Raw genomic sequence first — 19948 nt, forward strand, 5'->3', positions numbered from 1 at the left:
CGCATTCTCGTCTCAGCATGCCCGCGCGAAGGTTGAACCATGCTCAGCAAACATACAGGTCATCGCTTTTCTCCGCAGGCGGAACCGCACGCGAGCGCCTGCAGTCAGCCGACCGGGCGCGCGGTGATCATTGCAGCGCTCGTCGTCTGCTGGTGGGCACTGATCGAGACAGCTCTGGACTTCGCAATGACAGACGGCGACACCGCGCTCGCCACGACGATAGGCACACGGTTGATCGTGACCGTGTCCGGGCTCGCGGTCGTACTCGAAGCACGAATCGCACGTCCCTTTTTCTGCTTTCTCTGCGCGATGAGCATACTGGCGGTCGCACCGACGATTGCCCTCCAGTTCAACGACTCGCTGCTCCAACCGGCCGTGTCTTTCATCGGCTGCGCAACAAAAGCGCTCTTTCTCACCTGCGCCTTTGTGTCCGCGGAGAGAAGCCATGGCCGCGGCCACCGCACCGGTAATCACGCGTGCCCCACTATCCGTGCTGTCACCGCGCATCCCAAGCGTAGACAACACTTTTCGCCAGACTTCATGCCAAGGTGACTGCCATGGCCAACTCCTTACACCACTGGATCTACATCGGCGCAAACGCATATGACGAATATACGTTTGTCCCTTGGCTTAACCGCAACGTTTACCGGAGAACGGTCGACCTGTGTCGAGTCTGCATCCAGTAACTGCTTATCTGTTTTCTCTCCGGCTGTCTGATCTCACTAGCTGCACATGGTTCGGAGATCGTCGTGCCGCATGTCCGGCCGCCTGTCTTTGCCATGTTGCGACGGAAACTGCTGTTCATCTGTTCAAGCAGTCCTCCACCCACCGTGGATCGGTACCGCCGCGGCGCCAGGTCGCAGGCTGCAGAAGCGGCGATGGCTTCTTTGGCCGGTAGCCTGGAGTTTCCCGCTTGGCTTCATTGAGATCCTGGCAGGCTGGTTTACTGCTGAGGTTGGCCGGCAACCGTGGGCCGTATGGGGCGTTCTGCGTACCGCGAACGCATTGACGCCCGGCCTCTCCGCGCACTTTGCAGCTGCGACGCTGACGCTTTATGTTGCGGTCTACGGGTTTATCTTCTGCTTCGGCATCTACTACATCCTTCGGATCGTGATGAGCGGTGTGACGACAGGTGAGGTGATCGGCTTCTGACTAGGGGAACAATCATGCTTGAATGGCTCTGGTTACTAGCATTCATCTTCGCGCTTGTCGCCTATGTCTCACTTGACGGCTTCGATCTCGGGGTCGGCGTATTGAGCGGGTTCGCAAAAAAACGGGCGTTGAGAGACCAGATGCTCGCGTCCATCGCGCCGGTATGGGACGGCAATGGGACGTGGCTCGTTATTGCCGGCACGACCCTGTTCGGCGCGTTTCCAGCCGTGTATTCCATCATGCTACCGGCGCTGTATGGTCCTCTGGCCGGCATGCTCACTGGCCTGATCATGCGCGGCGTGGCGATCGAGTTCAGTCACAAAGCAGAACGATCGCGATGGGTCTGGGATGTGATGCTGTTTGCGGGTTCGCTACTTGCGGCGTTCATGCAGGGCGTCTCTGTCGGAACGTACGCTCAGGGTATTCCTGTTATGAACCTGCGATACACAGGCAGTGGTTTGGAGTGGTGCGATGCGTTCCCGTTGTGGTGCGGTGTGGCGCTCAGCCTTGGATATGCCACGCTCGGCGCGGGTTGGCTCGTGCTCAAGGGTGACCGCACGTTGCAGGAGTTCGGCCGCGCTGCGGCGCGTCGGCTCATGCCGCTTGTTATCGTCGCGGCCACTTCGGTGGTCGTGCTGACGCTTGTAATGCACGGCGGTGTGCGCGCACGGTGGTTTGCTCACCCGGTGCTTTTCTTCTTGCCAGTACTCGCATTGCTGGCTTTCTGTGCGGCGGGTTGGGCTGCGCGGGATGGCTCACCGAAGCTTCCTTATCTTTACACAGCAGCAAGCTTCGTACTGCTGCTTCTCGCTTTGGTGGGGTCCTACCTGCCCTACATCATTCCTTTTCAGGTCACGTTGTCTGATGCCGCTGCGCCGCCGGCGTCGCAGGCATTCATGTTCTGGGGCGCAGGGCTCTTCGTGCTACCGCTCATCGTGCTGTACACGTGTGTCGCGAATTCGGTGTTCCGGGGCGAGGTCTCGAAAGACCAGGCCTATCACTGACGTGCCCGCTCCCCACTCAACTTGTTCAAGGGCTGACCATGAAAGTCGCACTCTTCATTCCCTGTTTCATTGACGCGTTCTTTCCTGATGTGGGCATTGCGACACTGCAATTGCTGGAACGCCTCGGCTGCGACGTCGACTATCCACTGGATCAGACGTGCTGCGGGCAGCCGATGGGCAACAGCGGCTGCGAGAAGGAAGCCGTCGCCACCGAAAACCTCTTCGTGCGCAACTTCGCCGGCTACGACTACATCGTCGCGCCCAGCGGCAGTTGCGTGCACCACGTGCGTGACCATTTGAGCGCGGCAGACCAGACGCCCGATGCGCTGGCAGTGCGGTCCAACACCTACGAACTGGTGGAGTTCCTGCACGACGTGCTGCAGGTACGAGAGTTCCCGTGGGCCGAATTTCCGCACAAGGTCGGCCTGCACAACAGTTGCGGCACGCTGCGTTCGCTGCGCACCGCGAAGATGTCAGAGATCGATGAGCCGTTTTTCTCGAAGCCATTGACCCTGCTCAGGGGTGTCAGGGGCATCGAGTTCATCCAGCCTGACCGTCCCGACGAGTGCTGCGGGTTCGGCGGCACGTTCTGCGTGTCGGAGGAGCCGGTGTCGGCGCGCATGGGCGCCGACAAGGTCCGCGATCACAAGCGCAATGGCGCCGAGTACATCGTGTCGGCCGATTCGTCGTGCCTCATGCACCAGAAAGGTTGCTCGGACCGTCTCGAGCTGGGCCTGAAGTTCATCCATATCGCGCAGATTCTCAATGGAGCACAAGCATGACAGGTGTTGACCATGTCGGCTTTTCGGAGAAGTTCATCGCTGACGAAAAGCACATCCAGTTCCACGACAAACGCCTGTGGGAGCTGCGCACCGGACGCGACGCAGAGGTGCATGGCATCGCCGAGTGGGAGGAGTTGCGCTCGCTCGCCTCGGGGATCAAGGAGCATACGCTCACGCACCTCGCGGACTATCTGGAGCAGTTCGAGCGTAATGCGACGGCCAACGGCGTGACTGTGCACTGGGCCAAAGATGCCGAAGAGCACAACCGCATCGTCTACGAGATCCTGAGTCAGCGTCACGCGAGGCTGCTCGTCAAGAGCAAGTCGATGCTGACCGAAGAGTGCGAGATGCGCCCGTACCTTGAGGAGCGCGGCATCACCGTCGTGGAAACGGATCTGGGTGAACAAATCCAGCAGTTCGATGACGAGCTTCCCTCGCATATCGTGGTCCCGGCCGTGCACAAGCTCGCCACGGACGTAGCGAAGATCTTCTCGGAGAAGATTGGCACCGACCCGAACGAGAGCAACATCCCTAAGCTTGCCGAAGCGCAGAGAAAAGCCACGCGTCCGCTTATCCTCAACGCCGATGCGGGCATGACCGGCTGCAACTTCGCGGTTGCGGAAACGGGCGGCATTACCGTCTGTACCAACGAGGGCACCGCAGACCTGAGCGCGAACGTGCCGCCGCTGCATATAGCGTCGATCGGCATCGAGAAGCTGATTCCGAAGCTCGAACATCTCGGCGTCTTTATCCGCATGCTCTCGCGCAACGCCATCGGCTCGCCGATCACCCAGTACACGTCGCACTTTCGCGGTCCACGCAAGGATAGCGAAATGCATTTCGTGCTGGTCGACAACGGCCGTTCAGAACGGCTCGGCATGGACGACTTCTGGTATTCGCTCAAGTGCATCCGCTGCGGAGCGTGCATGAACACATGCCCTGTCTACCGGCGCAGCAGCGGCCTGAGCTATGGCGGTGTCTATTCGGGTCCGATCGGCGCGATCATCAATCCGACTTTCAACCTGAAGAAGTACAGCTCGTTGCCCTTTGCCTCGACGATGAACGGCAGCTGCACGAGCGTGTGCCCCGTCAGGATCAACATACACGAGCAGATCTACAAGTGGCGGCAGATCGTCGCCGAGCAGCACGAGCTTCCGTTCGTCAAGCAGGAGGCCATGAAGGTGGCCGGCCAGGTGCTGTCGCACCCGGCGCTGTACCGGGCGGCCGTCAAGACAGCCGGGACGGCCGTTTCCGTGTTGCCGCGCGCCGTGCTCTACAACCCGCTTAATGCGTGGGGCAGGCACCGTGAGGTGCCTGATGCGCCCAAGGAAACATTTCGCGATTGGTATCTCAAGAGGAGCAGTAAATGAGCAGCCGCAATATGATTTTGTCCCGTTTGCGCGAGGTCTCACCCGTGCCACGCTGCTTGCCGGAGGTGCCGATGTTCGATAGCGCATTGCCACCGGTGGTGAAGAGCTTCCGCAAATCGCTCGACCGGCTTGGCGGCGTCTGGTGCCTACTGCCGGAGGATACCAGCCTCGAGCAATTTGTCCGCTCGCGTTTCCGCGATGCCACGGTGTTCTGTTCAGCGACGCCCGAGTTCACGGGCACGCGTGACATCGCGTTGGTTGACGATCCCCGTGCGCTCAATGACGTGGATGTCGGGATCGTGCGCCCGGCATTTGCGGTCGCCGAGACAGGGTCCATCTGGCTGAGCGAAGCGCAATACAACGTCAATGCACTCGGCTACCTGTCGCAGCATCTGATCGCGTTGCTGGATCCCGCGGATATCGTGGGCAATCTGCATCAGGCGTATCACCGCAAGGAGTTCTTCGAGGCCAACTACGCGGTGCTGATGAGCGGCCCGTCGGCGACCGCGGACATCGAGGGCGTACTGGTTCGCGGTGCGCAGGGTATCCGGTCGCTGACGGTCATACCGGTCGCGAGGCCGGCTACCGCGCGCTAGGGCCGGAGACCTCCACGAACGGTTTAGCCGCCAGCCGCAACGCGATGATACGGTTCCTGGGCCATGGACGGCATCGCCTGCCCTGTCCGAGGCCTTCAAGGCCGGCCTCAGTTGCTGGTGGACGACGGCATTGCGATGAACCACGGCATCACGTCGAGCGATTCGGATAGCGGCGAAACCGCGCTCGGCGGGGGCGAGTTTATCGACCGCTATGTGTTCCCGGACGGCGAGTTGCCCACGTCGGCCTCGGGCTCGAAGCGATGCAGCGCGGCGGGCTCGAAGCGGTTGACGTCGAAAGCCTGCGCCGTCACTATGCGCACACGCTGGATCTTTGGGCGGAAAATTTCGAGGCGCGCGCGGACGAAGCCCATTGGAATCGCTCTCCCTTGCAACACGGGCCTGAGAGGGGATAGAAAAGTCCGTAACTTTAGGAATTTGAAGGAAGTCTGCTACGCTGCGCGCTTCACCACCCTCGCATTGAAACGATGGAAAGCCCTTTCAACGATCGCGGCGTGTCGGTCACGCGCAACGCCCTCTCATCCGCAGGTCAGGTCTTCCCGCTGCGCGATATCGTCGACGTGCAGGTCGTGACCGTGCAGAAGAACAAGGTCGTGCCGCTCGTGATCTCGGTGGCCGGGCTGATCGGCGCAATCGTCGGGGGCGTGCTCCACTCGGCGTCGGGACTCGTATGCGGGGTGATGCTGATCGTGGTCGGTTGGCTTACCTGGGTGACCCAGGACATCACGCATCGGCTGATGGTCAAGACGGCCGACGGCGAGCGCGAAGCGCTGATGAGTACGGATCGCGAGTTCGTCGAACGCGTCGGCGAGGCAGTGCATCGGGCGAAGGCCGCGGCTGCCGCGCCGAAGGCTTGACGCGGGGCGACGATCGAACATGACGAAGCCGTGCGCGACGGATCAGCACCAGCCTCGCACGGCTTTCGATCTGCTTGCCCGCAAGCAACGACTACGTTGCCGTCATCTCGCGCTCAGTCGAGACTGAGCGGACTCACGCGCCAGATATTGCGCGCATACTCGCCGATCGTTCGATCCGACGAGAACTGCCCCATCCCCGCGACGTTCTCGATCGCGCTTTCGGCCCACGCGTGCTTGTCGACGAAACGCGCATCCACTTCGTTCTGCGCCTTCGCGAACGCGTCGAAATCGGCGAGCACCATATAGTGATCGCCCCAGTCGACCAGCGTGTGAAAGATATCCGAGAAGCGCAGCGGATCGTCCGGCGAAAAGAAGCCCGTGCGAATCTGATCGAGCGCGGTGCGCAGTGCTTCGTTTTCCTCGTAAATCTGCCGCGGCCGATAGCCGCTTGCGCGCAAGTCGTCCACCTCGTCGGCGGAGTGACCGAAGATGAAGATGTTCTCGCGCCCCACCGCGTCGCAGATCTCGATGTTCGCGCCGTCCATCGTGCCGATCGTCAATGCGCCATTGAGCGCGAGCTTCATGTTGCCGGTGCCCGACGCCTCGGTGCCGGCCATCGAGATCTGCTCCGACAGATCGGCCGCCGGAATGATCAGCTCGGCCACGCTGACGCCGTAGTTCGGCACGAACACGACCTTCAGCCTGTCGCCGATCAGCGGATCATGATTGACCTTCTCGCTGACGTCGCCGATCAGCTTGATGATCGTCTTGGCCATCCGGTACGCGGACGCGGCTTTGCCCGCGAACAGCACGACGCGCGGCACCCAGTCGCGCTCCGGATTCGCGCGAATCTCGTTGTAGCGTACGATCACGTGCAGCAAGTTCAGCAACTGGCGCTTGTATTCGTGAATGCGCTTGACCTGCAGATCGAACAGCGCGTCCGGATCGAAGTGCAGCTTCGTGTGATGCGCGAGCCGGTGCACGAGCCGCAGCTTGCTCTGTCGTTTGGCCTCGCGGAACGCTTCGACGAACTCGTCGTCCTTGCGCAGATTACGCAGCTGCTCGAGCTCGAACAGATTGCTGCGCCAGTGTGTGCCGATGCGCGCGTCGATCAGCGACGACAGCGACGGACTCGCCTGCGCGAGCCAGCGGCGCGGCGTGATGCCGTTGGTCACGTTGGTGAAGCGGTCCGGATAGATGCGCGCGAAGTCGGCGAAGATGTCGCGCGTCATCAGCTGCGAATGCAGCTTCGACACGCCGTTCACCTTGTGACTCGCGACAATCGCCAGATACGCCATGCGCACGCGCCGCTGCCCATATTCGTCGACGAGCGAAATGCGGCGGATCATCTCGGCGTCGTGGCCCGAGTGCTCGCTGACGTGCTTCAGAAACTGCGCGTTGATTTCGAAGATGATCTCGAGATGCCGCGGCAGCAGGCGTGACAACATTTCGACATCCCATGTTTCGAGCGCCTCGGGCATCAGCGTGTGATTCGTGTACGAGAAGATCTGCGTCAAGTGTTTCCACGCCTTGTCCCACGGCACATGATGCTCGTCGACGAGCAGGCGCATCAGCTCGGGAATCGCGAGCACCGGGTGCGTGTCGTTCAGATGCACCGCGACCTTCTCCGAGAAGCGTCCGAACGTGCTGTGCGTGCGCTGATAGCGGCGGATCAGATCCTGCATCGTCGCCGACACGAAGAAGTACTCCTGGCGCAGCCGCAACTCGCGGCCGGCCGGCGTCGAATCGTCCGGATAGAGCAGCCGCGACACGTTCTCCGACATGTTCTTGGTGTCGACCGCGTTGCGGTAGTCGCCACGATTGAATGCGCCGAGGTCGAGTTCCTCGGTCGCGCGCGCGGACCATAGGCGCAGCGTGTTGGTCGCGTCGGTCGCGTAGCCGGGGATCACGGTGTCGTACGCGGTCGCGTTCACATGCTCGGTGTCGATCCATTCGGTCTTGTCGCCACGCTGCACGGTGCGGCCGCCGAAGTGCACCATGTACTTGATTTCGGGTCGCGGAAATTCCCATGGGTTGCCGGCGCGCAGCCAATAGTCGGGCGCCTCGACCTGCTCGCCGTTGACGATTTCCTGACGAAACATGCCGTACTGGTAACGGATGCCGTAGCCGAAGCCCGGAATGCCGAGCGTCGCCATCGAGTCGAGAAAGCACGCCGCGAGCCGGCCGAGACCGCCGTTGCCGAGCGCTGCGTCGGGTTCGAGATCGATCAGCGCGTCCATGTCGACGCCGAGGCTCGCGAGCGCCTCTTTCATCTGATCGTGAATGCCGAGCGCGAGTAGCGCGTTGGTAAAGGTCCTGCCGATCAGAAACTCCATCGACAGGTAGTAGACCCGCTTCACGTCCTGCTCGTATTGCAGGCGGGTGGTCTTCATCCAGCGTGCGACGAGCCGGTCGCGCACGGCCAGCGCGGCCGCGTGCAGCCAGTCGTGCGGGTGAGCGGTGACAGCGTCCTTGCCGACGCCGTACATCATGCGATTCGAAATTGAGCGCCGTAGCGCGTCGACGGTACTGTTGAGCTGGTCGAATTCCAGATCGACGGCTGTCATCGAAGCCTCCGGGAAGGTCAACATGGCAAACGCGAACCGCACGGGAGACGGACGGGAGGCGCGTGCCTGTCGGAGCGGTTTAAAAAAACAGAGTAGGACATTTTAGGGATCGCGCATACTGGCGCGCGAGCGGACGGAGGCGCATACGGCGTGCCCGGCGAACTCGCCCGCTGCCGCGCGACCGAGCCGCGGCGGGCGCCCCGACGCGGTGCAAACCGCGTGGCAGCGGCACTCGGGGTGGGCATCGGCGCGCGTGAGTCGGGTCACGAAAGCGGGTTGGGAAGGCATACGCCCGAAGCATCTGCGAGCCGCACATCGATTATTTTTCCGATGCGTGACGAGCGGATGAAGCCCCGAATAGCCTGATTTTGTGATCGAATCGGGCGGCCCGTTCTGCCGGGCGGTTTTGTCGTATGTGTGTTGGATTTGACGCGGGGCGTGTACCGATTCGGAGATGGCGGCGGGATTGGCGGTTAGTTGCGTTTCATTGAGATCAAAGCGCCTCATCTTCTAGCCGCCTCCCGGTCCCTGCCCGCCTCCCTGCACGATCGTGCCGTCTCTGCAACAATCGCGACGTTGCGCCGCACAAGCCGCCACGCCGATCCCCCGTGGACCGACAGCGCGCACCTCACCCACGACGAAACCGCCGCCCGAGCGCGTCGCCTCTCCGGAAGCGACCGACACCGGCATGCCCAACCCCACGAGCCACACCTTGTCCGATAAGCTCAACCCCGCCGTCGGCGTCCCCACGCCGACTCTCCCCGCCGACGGCCCGATGTCGGCCGCCAACCGCCGCGCGATGGCCGCGATCATGCTCGCCGTCGCGCTCGCCACGCTGGATACCGCGATCGCCAACACCGCGCTGCCCGCGATCGCCGGCGACCTGCACGCGGCGCCGGCCGCGTCGGTCTGGATCATCAACGCATATCAGCTCGCGATGGTCGCGACGCTGCTGCCGCTCGCCGCGCTCGGCGATATCGTCGGACATCGGCGCATCTATATCGGCGGCATCGCGCTGTTCACGCTGAGTTCGCTCGGCTGCGCGATGGCGCCGACGCTGCCGCTGCTCGCCGCCGCGCGCATCGTGCAGGGCTTGGGCGCCAGCGCGATCATGAGCGTCAACACCGCGCTGATCCGCTATCTGTACCCGCCGCATCGGCTCGGTCGCGGGCTTGGCACCAATGCGCTGATCGTCGGCGTGTCGTTCGCGGTCGGGCCGACGGTGGCGTCGTTGATTCTGTCGGTCGCGACCTGGCCGTGGCTGTTCGCGGTCAACGTGCCGCTCGGCGTACTCGCGCTGAGCTTCGCGATGCCGGCGCTGCCGCATACCGCGCAGAGCCGGCACCCGCTCGATCCGGTGGCGGCGCTGCTCAACGTGGTCACGTTCGCCGCGCTGATCTTCGCGCTCGGCGAGGCGGCGCAACGCGCGTCGCTGCAGATCGTGCTCAGCGCCGCGGCGCTCGCCGGCGTGTTCGGGCTGCTGCTGATCCGCCGCGAGGCGGGCCACCCCGCGCCGATGCTGCCTGTCGATCTGTTCAAGCGGCCGGTGTTCGCGCTGTCGGCGGTGACGGCCGTGTGCTCGTTCGCCGCGCAGGGCCTCGCGTTCGTGTCGCTGCCGTTCTATTTCGAGGACGTGCTGCTGCGCAGCCAGGTCGAAACCGGCTTCCTGATGACGCCGTGGCCCGTCGTGGTCGCGCTCGCCGCGCCGCTCGCGGGCGGCCTGTCGGACCGCTACCCGCCGGGGCTGCTCGGCGCGATCGGGCTCGCGGTGCTGTCGGCGGGGATGGCCTCGCTGGCGATGCTGCCCGCCCATCCGCACGTGCTCGACATCGGCATCCGTATGGCGATCTGCGGCGCGGGTTTCGGCTTTTTCCAGTCGCCGAACCTGAAGGCGCTGATGGCGAGCGCGCCGCCGGAGCGCAGCGGCGGCGCGAGCGGCATCGTGGCGACCGCGCGGCTGCTCGGACAGGCGACCGGCGCGGCGCTGGTCGCGCTCTGCTTCGGCATTGCCGGCCGCCAGCATGGGCCGACGCTCGCGCTCGGCCTCGGCGCGTTCTTCGCCGGCGCGGCCAGCCTGGCGAGCGGCTTGCGGCTGCTCGCGCCGTCGCATCGCGCGGGCGTGCAGGCGAAGGCGGCGGTCAAGTGAGATATGCGCCGGACGGCGCGTGAGGCGGGGATGAAGCCTGAATGAAGCGCGCCTCGAACGAGCGCGCACGAGTTGGAGCCAGTGCGGGAAGACGAGGCGGCAACCACGCGAGCCGCCTCGCTTACGACCCATGCGGCGCGATCAACGTGCCGCGAAATACCCCTTCACCGCGGCAATGAACGTGTCGATATCGTCGCGCGACACATCCATGTGCGTGACGAAGCGCGACGCATACAGCATCTGCGTGAGGATGCCGCGCTCCTTGAGCCACGCCTCGAGCGGCGCGCAATGCTGCTGCGGAAACTGCGCGAACACCATGTTCGTCGCGACCGACTGCACCTTCACCTGCTCGATCGTCTCCAGCCCCGCCGCCAGATGCGCGGCATTTGCGTGGTCGTCGGCGAGCCGCTCGACGTTGTGATCGAGCGCGTACAGGCACGCCGCCGCGAGCACGCCAGCCTGGCGCATGCCGCCGCCGAGCACCTTGCGCCAGCGATGCGCGACGTCGATCAGCGCGCGGCTGCCGACCAGCACCGAGCCGACCGGCGCGCCCAGTCCCTTCGAAAAACAGATCGACACCGAATCGAACGGCTCGGCGAGCGCCGCGACCGGCTTGCCCGCCGCGACCGCCGCGTTGAACACGCGCGCGCCGTCGAGGTGGGTCGCGAGGCCGCGCTCGCGCGCGAGCCGCGTCGCATCGGCGACGTACTGCGCCGGCAGCACCTTGCCGCCGATCGTGTTTTCCAGCGCGAGCAACCGCGTGCGCGCGAAGTGATCGTCGATCGGCTTGATTGCGGCGGCGATCTTGTCGAGCGGGATCGAGCCGTCGGCGGCGTTTTCGAGCGGTTGGGGCTGGATGCTGCCGAGCACGGCCGCGCCGCCGCCCTCGTATTTATAGGTGTGCGCGAGCTGGCCGACGATGTATTCGTCGCCGCGCGCGCAGTGCGCCATCAACGCGGCGAGGTTGCTTTGCGTGCCGCTCGGGAAGAACAGCCCCGCTTCCTTGCCGGTGCGCTCGGCCAGCGTGGCCTGCAGACGCAGGACGGTGGGGTCGTCGCCCCACACGTCGTCGCCGACTTCGGCCGCCGACATCGCCGCGAGCATCGGCGGAGTCGGACGGGTAACGGTATCGCTGCGTAAATCGATCATTGTGTGTCCCTGTGCGTCCATGAATGACAGCCTACGGCAACCGGCCGCCCGTGCATTCCGGAAGGAACGCGCGCGCCGGCAAACGAGCCATACAGTGTATTCAATTCAGACGACGCTGAAAATCGGCGCATCCCCGAGAAGCGCGCCGATCCGGCTGCGATGAGCCAACAGTCGCGACGGGGACGCTCAGCCGCCAGGCTTCGGCAACCACTGGAGCGGATCGACCGGCTGGCCGTTCTCGCGCACTTCGAACTGGATCGACGCGACGCCGCGGCTATCGACACCGACCTCGCCGATCGTCTGCCCTTGCGCCACCGCATCGCCTTCCTTGACGAGTAGCTGGCTGTTCTGGCCGTACGCGGTGATCAGCGAATCGTTGTGCTTGATGATGATGAGCGGGCCGTAGGCTTCGATGCCGGTGCCCGCGTAAACCACGCGGCCGGTCGCCGCGGCCTTGACCGGATCACCGGGTTGGCCGCCGATCACGATGCCGTTGGATTTGCCCGGCGCGAACGCGCGCAGGATCGGTCCGCGCAATGGCCATTGCAGCACGCCCTGCTGTGGCACGGCGGCAGGGGCCGGCGCACCGGGTACGGCGCCCGGCGGCACGTTCGCCGTCGCGCCCGGCGCGGCTGGCGCACCCGGCGCCACCGCGACCGGCGGCGTGACCACGCTGCCCGAGGCCATCGGCGGTGAAACGCGCAGCACCTGGCCGGGCGCGACCGCCGCGTTGACCGGCAAGCCGTTCCAGGCCGCGATTTCCTGCGGCCTTCGCCCATAGGCCGAAGCGATGCCGGACAGCGTATCGCCCGGATTGACGCGATAGTAGCCGGCGGGCACCGGGACGGTCGCGAGGCTGGTCGTGCTCGACGGCGCGTTGCTGTAGAACGGCGTGCTTTCCCACGGCATCGTCGTGCAGCCGGCGATCGCCACGCCGAGCGCCGCCGCCATCAGCAGGCGGATCGCCGTCGGTTGCCATTGTCGTGTCATCTGATTTTCCTCGACGTGTGTCTCAATCCAATTCAATCGACGCCGTAGCAATTGCCGTGCCGTCACGCTTGCACACGGTCACGGCTGTCCGCTGCCGCCTGGATATTGTGCGCGACCGCCACACGCGGGCCGCGCTAGCGCGCGCCGTCAAACTGCCGTGTTCTTCAGACGCTGCCCTGCTTTTCGACGACGAGCACGCGTGCCGCGCCGAGCGGATGCGCGACATGCTCGGTGCCGACCGACGCATGGAACACGTCGCCGGTTTCGAGCACTGTCGTGCGTTCGACGCCGTCTTCGCGATAGCGCATTTCGACGCGGCCGTCGAGCACGGCGAATACCTCCTCGCCGTCGTTCACGTGCCACTTGTACGGCTGGTCGGTCCAATGCAGACGCGTGGTGACGCCGTTCATGTTCGCGATGTCGAGCGCGCCCCAGGCACGCGACGCGGTGAAGCTTCTGCTGCGGATGATCTTCATGGTCGATGAGCAATTGGCAAGCGCGCAAGCCCGGCGGACGACGCCGTGCGCCCACGGCGTCGGTGCTCGCGCGGCTGGCCCTATTATAGGTCGCGTGGCCCGCGCGTCTGGGCGAGCAAGCCGCCACGGTCGTTCCGTCCGATCATTGCAGGCGATCGACCATCGCCTATACTCAGTCAAGCCGCGCGGAGCAGCTCACGACAACGTTGGGATTCTGGGAGGAATCGAGGATGAACAAAGCCACCTTTCTGGCCGTGCAACTCAACGTCGACGATGTGGCGGCGTCTGCCGGCCTCGTCGAACTGCTGAACACGCATCTGATCTTCGCCGCCGACGTCGCCGAGGCCGCCGATGCGCTCGTGCAACTGGCGAGCATCGCGGGACTGTCGAGCGGGGTCGAGGCGAGCGTCGAGCTGCCTGCGGTGGCGCTCGAACGGCTGCGCGAGGCGCTCGACAACCTGAGCGACTACGACGAATCGTGGCTGCTCGCGCTGGAGCCGAGCCGCGCGCTGTTCGATGACATCGGCCGGCGGCAGCGAACGCTGCATTGACGGGAACCGTCGCAGCACGGCGCCGTAAACGACAAAACGCCATCCGATCGAACTGGATGGCGTTTTTTCTTGCCCGCCGCGTTCGCGCTATTCCACGAAGCGGCGTCTACAGCGCACTACAACTACCCACTACATCTGCGGACTTCTACTGCGATCAGTTGCCGAAGTACACCGAGTCACGGTTGGCCTTCGCCGGGATGACAGCGTGGCCAGCTTGCGACGTGCCGGCAGCCGGAGCGCCGTAGCCGCTGGTGTCTGCGGAGTTGGCCGCGATGGCCGTGCCGCGTTGCGCATCGACGCGTGCTTGCGCTGCCTGGATGTCGGCCGGGTAGTTCACGTCGCTGGCGCTCGGGTTGTAGCCGGCCTTTTCGAGTTGAATCAGTTCAGCGCGAACCTGAGCACGGGTCGCCGGCTGACTCGCTTGAGCGAACGACGCGACCGGAACAACGAGGGCGGCGGCGATAGCAACAGCGGAAATCAGGGTCTTCATGATTAACCTCCAAAGGACTTGTTGTGTGGTGCGCTTCGGGTTTCTGCTTATCCCTCAGCGATTGAAAACAAGTTTAGAGGTGTCTCGATCTAGGGCAAACCCTTAAACCAGTGAAACTCTATTGCTGCCGTCGCAATAATCATTTGGGCATTCTTTGAGTCCGCGTTTAACCCGCAAGACATTTGGTAATAATGCGGCGTTTCCTTGCCGATCCAAACGGAGCAACGGCCCCGCGCGCCCTGTCACCATGGCGCGCCGGGCCGTTTTTTCAACCGCTCAGCTCCACTGCGCGTGGAAGCTGCCCGGCTTGTCGATGCGTTCGAACGTATGCGCGCCGAAGAAGTCGCGCTGCGCTTGCACGAGGTTCGCGGGCAGACGCTCCGAGCGGTAGGCGTCGAAATACGCGATCGCCGACGCGAATGCCGGCACCGGCACACCCGCGTTGACCGCGGCCACCACGACTTCGCGCAGCGCCGCCTGGTAGTTCTTCGCGATGTCGCGGAAGTACGGGTCGAGCAGCAGGTTCGCGAGCGCCTTGTCCTTCGAATAGGCGTCGGTGATCTTCTGCAGGAAGCGCGCGCGGATGATGCAGCCCGCGCGGAAAATCTTCGCGATCGTCCCGTAGTCGAGATCCCAGTTGTACTCTTCCGACGCGGCGCGCAACTGCGCGAAGCCCTGCGCGTACGAGATCACCTTGCTGAAGTACAACGCGCGACGCACCGATTCGATGAACGCGTCCTTCGCGCCTTCGAGCGGCCTCGCCTGCGGACCTTCCAGCACCTTGCTCGCGGCCACGCGCTGCGTCTTCAGCGACGACAGCACGCGCGCGAACACCGCCTCGGTGATCAGCGGCAACGGCGCGCCGAGGTCGAGCGCGTTCTGGCTGGTCCACTTGCCGGTGCCCTTCTGCGCGGCACGGTCGAGAATCACGTCGACGAGGTCCTTGCCGGTTTCGTCGTCCTTCTTGCCGAAGATCTTCGACGTGATTTCGATCAGATAGCTGTCGAGCTCGCCCTGGTTCCACTCGGTGTAGACCTTGCCGAGTTCCTCGTTCGACAATCCGACGACCTGCTTCAACACCGCGTAGCTTTCGGCGATCAGCTGCATGTCGCCGTACTCGATGCCGTTGTGCACCATCTTCACGAAGTGGCCCGCGCCGTCCGGTCCCATGTACGCGACGCACGGCTCGCCGTCCGGCGCCTTCGCGGCGATCTCGGTGAGGATCGGCGCGACGAGGTCGTACGCGTCGCGCGGACCGCCCGGCATGATCGACGGGCCTTTCAGCGCGCCTTCCTCGCCGCCCGACACGCCGGTGCCGATGAAATGCAGACCCGCCTTCGCGAGTTCCTGGTTGCGGCGGATCGTGTCGGTGAAAGGCGTGTTGCCGCCGTCGATCAGGATGTCGCCTTTTTCGAGCAGCGGCTTGAGCGAGGCAATGGTCGCGTCGGTCGGCTCGCCGGCCTTGACCATCATCAGAATGCGGCGCGGCTTTTCGAGCGAGTCGACGAACTCTTCCAGCGTGAAAGCCGGCACCAGTTTGCGGTCCGGAAATTCGGCGATGAGTTCGTCGGTTTTCGCGCGGCTACGGTTGTAGACCGACACCGCGTGGCCGCGGCTCTCGATGTTGAGCGCCAGATTGCGGCCCATGACCGCCAGCCCCACCACGCCGATTGCCTGTTTGCCCATTTGAATTCTCCAGAGTCCAAAAAAATGTCGTGGCGCCGCGCCATCAGAACGGCGGCGCGGCGTCGAGGGTAAAAGGATAAAAGAAATGCGCGCTTGCCGCTTGGGAGGGGGCAAGCACGCCAGTTGCTCGTGCTCATGTCGTGCTCATGTTTGCGCGTGACGACAGGTATTGTGCGCGCGTCGGCGTTTGCGCGGCGGGTTCGGTTTGGGATCGGACCGAGGTTTGGCGCAAGGCGTGGACGAATGCCCGGCCCGTCGGTGCACCCGCTACCCTGCCCGCTTCGTGAACACCAGGCTGAAGTTGTTCGCGGGCATCGCGACCACCCGTTCGCAGGTGAGCCCCGCCGTGTCGCCGAGCGCGACGACCGCTTCCATATCGCGCACGCCCCATTCGGGATCGCGGCTCTTCAACCATTGATCGAACGCTGCGTTGCTCGGCGCCGTGTGCGCGCCGCCGCGCCGGTAAGGACCGTATAGATAGAGCACGCCGCCGTCGACGAGGCGCCGCCCCGCGCCGTCGCAAAGTGCCTGCGCCGCGCTCCACGGCGAGATGTGGATCATGTTGATGCAGACGACGGCGTCGAGCGCATCGACGCCCCAGTCCGGCTGATGCACGTCGAGCGCAAGCGGCGCGCGCACGTTCGCGAGCCCCGCGTGCGCGGTCCACGCCGCAATCGACTCGCGCGCCTCCTCATCGGCATCGCTCGGCTGCCAGTCGAGACCGGGCAGCGCGCCGGCGAAGCAGATCGCGTGCTCACCGGTGCCGCTCGCGATTTCGAGCACGCGGCCGCTCGCCGGCAGGGCCTCGCGCAGCACGGCGAGGATCGGTTCGCGATTGCGTTCGGCGGATGGCGAATGTTGCCGGGAGTCGGTCATGGTCGGCTCTGGGTGTTCCTCAGGTTTTGACGGTGATCCACGGGATCTACTCATTCTCAATCGCCAGCCAGCAGACCGGCGAGCGCGCTCAAGGTATCGCCGCACGGCGCGGCCACCTTCAGCGACAGCAGCGGATCGGCGCGCGTGCGGCCGAGGTTGATCGCCGCGATCGGCTTGCCCTGGCGCTGCGCCCACACGCAGAAGCGGTAGCCGGAATACACCATCAGCGACGAGCCGGCCACGAGCACGGCGTCGGCCGCATCGAGCGCATGCGACGCCGCTTCGACGCGCGCCTTCGGCACGTTCTCGCCGAAGAACACCACCGACGGCTTCAGCAACCCGCCGCAGTTCACGCATGCCGGCACGCGAAAACCGCCGAGATCGTGCCACTCGAGATGCGCGTCGCCATCGGCGGCGGCTTCGGCCGTGACGTCGAGCAGAGCGGGGTTGTCGGCTTCGAGCGTCTGCTGGATCGCCGCGCGCGAGTGCTGCATGCCGCAGTCGAGACAACTGACGCCGTCGATGCCGCCATGCAGCTCGATCACGTCGCGGCTACCCGCGCGCTGATGCAAGCCGTCGACGTTCTGCGTGACCAGCGTCGGCACGTGACCGGCCGCTTCGAGCCGCGCGAGCGCGACATGCGCGGCATTCGGCTGCGCGCGCGCGACGAGCGGCCAGCCGACCATGCTGCGCGCCCAGTAGCGCTGACGCATCGCCGGCGTGCCAAGGAACTCCTGCAGCGTGATCGGCGGCGAGCGCTTCCATGCGCCGTTGTCGTCCCGGTAGCCGGGGATGCCGGAGTCAGTGCTGATGCCCGCGCCGGTCAGCACGAACAGGCGCGGATGACGCTGCACGAAGCGATGCAGATCGTCGAGCGTGTGCGGATCGGTGAGAGATTCGGTCGGCGTGAGCTGAAGGTCGGTCATAACGGGGACGGTGGACGATCGTGCGCGAATTCGTGCGCGAATCAGCGGCGAGGGCTCGGTTTGCCGCGCGTGGGTGTCGAGCGACGCGCGTCGGCTTGCGGTTTCGACTTCGCGCCCTGCGTGTCCGGTCGCCGTGCTGGCCGCGCCTTCTGCGCCTGCCGCTTGTGCCACGCAGCCAGCGCGAGCTCGTAGCGCTCCAGCGCTTCATCGTAGAGATCGAACACACACTGCGTGCAACCGCTATGACAGCAGTCGTCGAGATCGGGCCGCACGGGCGGCTGCGGCGGCGGGTCGTCGCTGGGCGTGGCGCGGGGCACGGCGGCTTGCTTTGCGTGGAAAGACGGCGGAGCGCCCAGTATAAGTTGAACGCGCGCGCCCCGCTCCCCGCCCCGGCGTTGTGAGCCGGTGCTGCGCGCCGCTCAGCCGCGCCCGACGAACGGCATCTTGCTCGCCATGATCGTCATGAACTGCACGTTCGCCGACAGCGGCAGGCTCGCCATATGCAGCACCGCGTCGGCGACGTGCTGCACGTCCATCAGCGGCTCGACCGCGATCTCGCCGTTCGCTTGCGGCACGCCGCGCGCCATTCGCGCGGCCATCTCGGTCCCTGCGTTGCCGATGTCGATCTGACCGCACACGATGTCGTATTTGCGGCCGTCGAGCGACACCGCTTTCGTGAGTCCGGTAATCGCGTGTTTGGTCGCCGTGTACGCGGCGCTGTTCGGGCGCGGCGCATGCGCGGAGATCGAGCCGTTGTTGATGATGCGGCCACCGCGCGGATTCTGCGTCTTCATCACGCCGAACGCCGCGCGCGTGCACAGGAACACGCCGTTCAGATTGGTATCGACGATGGAACGCCATTCGTCGATGCTCACTTCGTCGAGATCGACGGGCGAGCCGTTGCGTCCCGCGTTGTTGAACAGCAGGTCGAGCCGGCCGAAGCGCGCGCGGATCGTGTCGAAAAGCGCGGCGACGCTGTCGGCGTCGGTCACGTCGCACGCAACCGCGAGCGCGTCGCCGCGCAGCGCCCGCGCTTCCTGCGCGACCGCATCGAGCGCGGCCTGGCGGCGGCCGGCGAGCACCACGCTATAGCCGTGCTGCGCGAGCGTCAGTGCGCACGCGCGGCCGATGCCGCTGCCCGCGCCCGTCACCAGCGCCACTTTTCCGTTTCCTGTTTCCGACATTGCGCATCTCCTGTCGTATTGGGTAGCGACGCGAGCTTGTTGCGGCGATCGGTCCGATCGCCATCGACACGCGCGACTCTGTTCGCCCCGCACCATACAACAGCGAATCGGCGATCGCAAACCGCCCGACGTCTTTCAGCGCGCTTTCACCGGATACGTGGCCGCCGAACGCGGCACGTCGACGAGCGCAACAGTGGTATCGTTCGCGGTTGCGCATCGCGCAAGATTCACGGCCTTCCCGGGACGGAGGAAGGCGTACTGGAAGCACGTTCGATGAATGAATGCCCGAACCCGCCGCGCCGCTGGCCGCGTAGCCGCAACTCCGCACTGCTGAACGGCACGATCGGCTGGCACGTGATCGTGCTGATCGGCGTGGCTGTCGCACCGGCCGCGTGGCCATGGTGGCTCGCCACGATCGTCGCGAACCACGCGCTGTTCACGATCGCCGGACTATTGCCGCGCACCACCCTGCTCGGGCCCAACTGGACCCGCCTGCCCGCGAACCCGCGCAACGCGGATGCAATCGCGCTGACCATCGACGACGGTCCCGATCCCGTCGTCACGCCGCAAGTGCTCGATCTGCTCGACGCGTTCGACGTGCGCGCGACGTTCTTCTGCATCGGCGCGAAGGTCGAGCGCTATCCGCAACTCGCGCGCGAGATCGTCGCGCGTGGGCATGGGCTCGAAAATCACTCGCAGGTGCACGTGCATACGTTTTCGGTCACGTTTCCGCGCGCGTTGACGCGCGAGATCGCCGCCGCGCAACGCACGCTCGAAACCGTCAGCGGCGCGCGGCCGATGTTTTTCCGCGCGCCCGCCGGCCTGCGCAACCTCTTCCTGGAGCCGGTGCTGCGCAAGCTCGACCTGCGTCTCGCGGCCTGGACACGGCGCGGCTACGATACGCGCGAGCGTGACCCTCACGTGGTTGCGCGGCGGCTGCTCGATGGTCTCGCCGCGCGCGACATCCTGTTGCTGCACGATGGCAACGCCGCGCTGACGATCGAAGGCCAGCCGCTGATTCTCGCGGTGCTGCCGAGCGTGATCGAAGCGGCGCGCGAGCGCCATCTGCGTTTCGTCACGCTGCGCGAAGCGCGCGCCGATGCGTGACGGTGCGCGTGAAGTGACACC

20 protein-coding genes and 1 pseudogene are annotated in these 19948 nt (G+C 64.9%); 11 read left to right on the forward strand and 10 right to left on the reverse strand.

Annotated features, from left to right (window positions below; genetic code table 11):
• Positions 1-123 precede the first annotated feature (123 nt).
• From F6X40_RS15700 to F6X40_RS15735, 8 genes and pseudogenes are all read left to right on the forward strand, one after another.
• Complete coding sequence (locus F6X40_RS15700) at positions 124-552, forward strand: hypothetical protein (protein ID WP_187628449.1); 429 nt, start codon at positions 124-126, stop codon at positions 550-552.
• Positions 553-756: 204 nt separating this feature from the next.
• Positions 757-1152 (forward strand): cytochrome ubiquinol oxidase subunit I, encoded by a 396-nt coding sequence (locus tag F6X40_RS15705; protein ID WP_262421464.1) that lies wholly within the window; start codon positions 757-759, stop codon positions 1150-1152.
• 14 nt (positions 1153-1166) lie between these two features.
• Positions 1167-2156, forward strand: a complete 990-nt coding sequence (gene cydB, locus F6X40_RS15710) for a cytochrome d ubiquinol oxidase subunit II (RefSeq protein WP_187628450.1) — start codon at positions 1167-1169, stop codon at positions 2154-2156.
• Positions 2157-2194: 38 nt separating this feature from the next.
• Positions 2195-2938 (forward strand): (Fe-S)-binding protein, encoded by a 744-nt coding sequence (locus F6X40_RS15715; RefSeq protein ID WP_184072466.1) that lies wholly within the window; start codon positions 2195-2197, stop codon positions 2936-2938.
• Positions 2935-4308, forward strand: a complete 1374-nt coding sequence (locus tag F6X40_RS15720) for a lactate utilization protein B (RefSeq protein WP_187628451.1) — start codon at positions 2935-2937, stop codon at positions 4306-4308. Before F6X40_RS15715 ends, F6X40_RS15720 begins: the two co-directional genes overlap by 4 nt.
• On the forward strand, positions 4305-4904 hold the full coding sequence (locus tag F6X40_RS15725; RefSeq protein WP_187628452.1) for a lactate utilization protein C: 600 nt from the start codon (positions 4305-4307) through the stop codon (positions 4902-4904). Before F6X40_RS15720 ends, F6X40_RS15725 begins: the two co-directional genes overlap by 4 nt.
• 108 nt (positions 4905-5012) lie before the next feature.
• Positions 5013-5272 (forward strand): annotated as a pseudogene (locus tag F6X40_RS15730) (class I SAM-dependent methyltransferase); the annotation flags it as partial.
• Positions 5273-5389: 117 nt separating this feature from the next.
• Positions 5390-5779 (forward strand): DUF6232 family protein, encoded by a 390-nt coding sequence (locus F6X40_RS15735; RefSeq protein ID WP_184072498.1) that lies wholly within the window; start codon positions 5390-5392, stop codon positions 5777-5779.
• A gap of 113 nt (positions 5780-5892) precedes the next feature.
• Here F6X40_RS15735 and F6X40_RS15740 read toward each other — a convergent pair whose 3' ends face one another.
• Positions 5893-8346 carry a glycogen/starch/alpha-glucan phosphorylase gene (locus F6X40_RS15740; RefSeq protein ID WP_187628453.1) on the reverse strand — a complete coding sequence of 818 codons (2454 nt, stop codon included), beginning with the start codon at positions 8344-8346 and terminating at the stop codon, positions 5893-5895.
• A 775-nt stretch (positions 8347-9121) separates the two neighbouring features.
• Here F6X40_RS15740 and F6X40_RS15745 point away from each other — a divergent pair.
• Positions 9122-10492, forward strand: a complete 1371-nt coding sequence (locus F6X40_RS15745) for an MFS transporter (RefSeq protein ID WP_184072591.1) — start codon at positions 9122-9124, stop codon at positions 10490-10492.
• A 141-nt stretch (positions 10493-10633) separates the two neighbouring features.
• Here the strand turns inward: F6X40_RS15745 and ltaE are convergent, their stop codons facing one another.
• From ltaE to F6X40_RS15760, 3 genes are all read right to left on the reverse strand, one after another.
• On the reverse strand, positions 10634-11641 hold the full coding sequence (ltaE, locus tag F6X40_RS15750) for a low-specificity L-threonine aldolase (protein WP_090809383.1): 1008 nt from the start codon (positions 11639-11641) through the stop codon (positions 10634-10636).
• A gap of 186 nt (positions 11642-11827) precedes the next feature.
• On the reverse strand, positions 11828-12631 hold the full coding sequence (locus F6X40_RS15755) for a peptidoglycan DD-metalloendopeptidase family protein (RefSeq protein ID WP_187628454.1): 804 nt from the start codon (positions 12629-12631) through the stop codon (positions 11828-11830).
• Positions 12632-12795: 164 nt separating this feature from the next.
• On the reverse strand, positions 12796-13107 hold the full coding sequence (locus F6X40_RS15760) for a cupin domain-containing protein (protein WP_184037116.1): 312 nt from the start codon (positions 13105-13107) through the stop codon (positions 12796-12798).
• 230 nt (positions 13108-13337) lie between these two features.
• Between F6X40_RS15760 and F6X40_RS15765 the strand changes: the two genes are divergently transcribed.
• Positions 13338-13658 carry a hypothetical protein gene (locus F6X40_RS15765; RefSeq protein ID WP_184037119.1) on the forward strand — a complete coding sequence of 107 codons (321 nt, stop codon included), beginning with the start codon at positions 13338-13340 and terminating at the stop codon, positions 13656-13658.
• A gap of 154 nt (positions 13659-13812) precedes the next feature.
• Here F6X40_RS15765 and F6X40_RS15770 read toward each other — a convergent pair whose 3' ends face one another.
• The 6 genes from F6X40_RS15770 to F6X40_RS15795 all read right to left on the reverse strand — a co-directional run bounded on the left by F6X40_RS15770 (position 13813) and on the right by F6X40_RS15795 (position 18820).
• Complete coding sequence (locus tag F6X40_RS15770) at positions 13813-14148, reverse strand: DUF4148 domain-containing protein (protein WP_187628455.1); 336 nt, start codon at positions 14146-14148, stop codon at positions 13813-13815.
• A gap of 276 nt (positions 14149-14424) precedes the next feature.
• Entirely contained in the window at positions 14425-15834 is a 1410-nt protein-coding gene (gene gndA, locus F6X40_RS15775) for an NADP-dependent phosphogluconate dehydrogenase (RefSeq protein WP_184037125.1), read from the reverse strand.
• 267 nt (positions 15835-16101) lie between these two features.
• Complete coding sequence (locus F6X40_RS15780; RefSeq protein ID WP_187628456.1) at positions 16102-16710, reverse strand: DUF938 domain-containing protein; 609 nt, start codon at positions 16708-16710, stop codon at positions 16102-16104.
• A 56-nt stretch (positions 16711-16766) separates the two neighbouring features.
• The gene (locus F6X40_RS15785; RefSeq protein ID WP_184072509.1) at positions 16767-17636 is read right to left on the reverse strand and encodes an NAD-dependent protein deacetylase; all 870 of its coding nucleotides are present in this window, start codon (positions 17634-17636) and stop codon (positions 16767-16769) included.
• 41 nt (positions 17637-17677) lie between these two features.
• Complete coding sequence (locus F6X40_RS15790) at positions 17678-17953, reverse strand: oxidoreductase-like domain-containing protein (protein WP_090809369.1); 276 nt, start codon at positions 17951-17953, stop codon at positions 17678-17680.
• A 102-nt stretch (positions 17954-18055) separates the two neighbouring features.
• Positions 18056-18820: an SDR family oxidoreductase gene (locus F6X40_RS15795; RefSeq protein WP_187628457.1), complete on the reverse strand. Its 765-nt coding sequence runs from the start codon at positions 18818-18820 to the stop codon at positions 18056-18058.
• A gap of 273 nt (positions 18821-19093) precedes the next feature.
• Between F6X40_RS15795 and F6X40_RS15800 the strand changes: the two genes are divergently transcribed.
• Complete coding sequence (locus F6X40_RS15800; protein ID WP_187628458.1) at positions 19094-19927, forward strand: polysaccharide deacetylase family protein; 834 nt, start codon at positions 19094-19096, stop codon at positions 19925-19927.
• Positions 19928-19948: the final 21 nt, after the last annotated feature.

Source organism: Paraburkholderia sp. UCT31 (genome assembly GCF_014397655.1).
Taxonomy (GTDB): Bacteria; Pseudomonadota; Gammaproteobacteria; order Burkholderiales; family Burkholderiaceae; genus Paraburkholderia; species Paraburkholderia tuberum.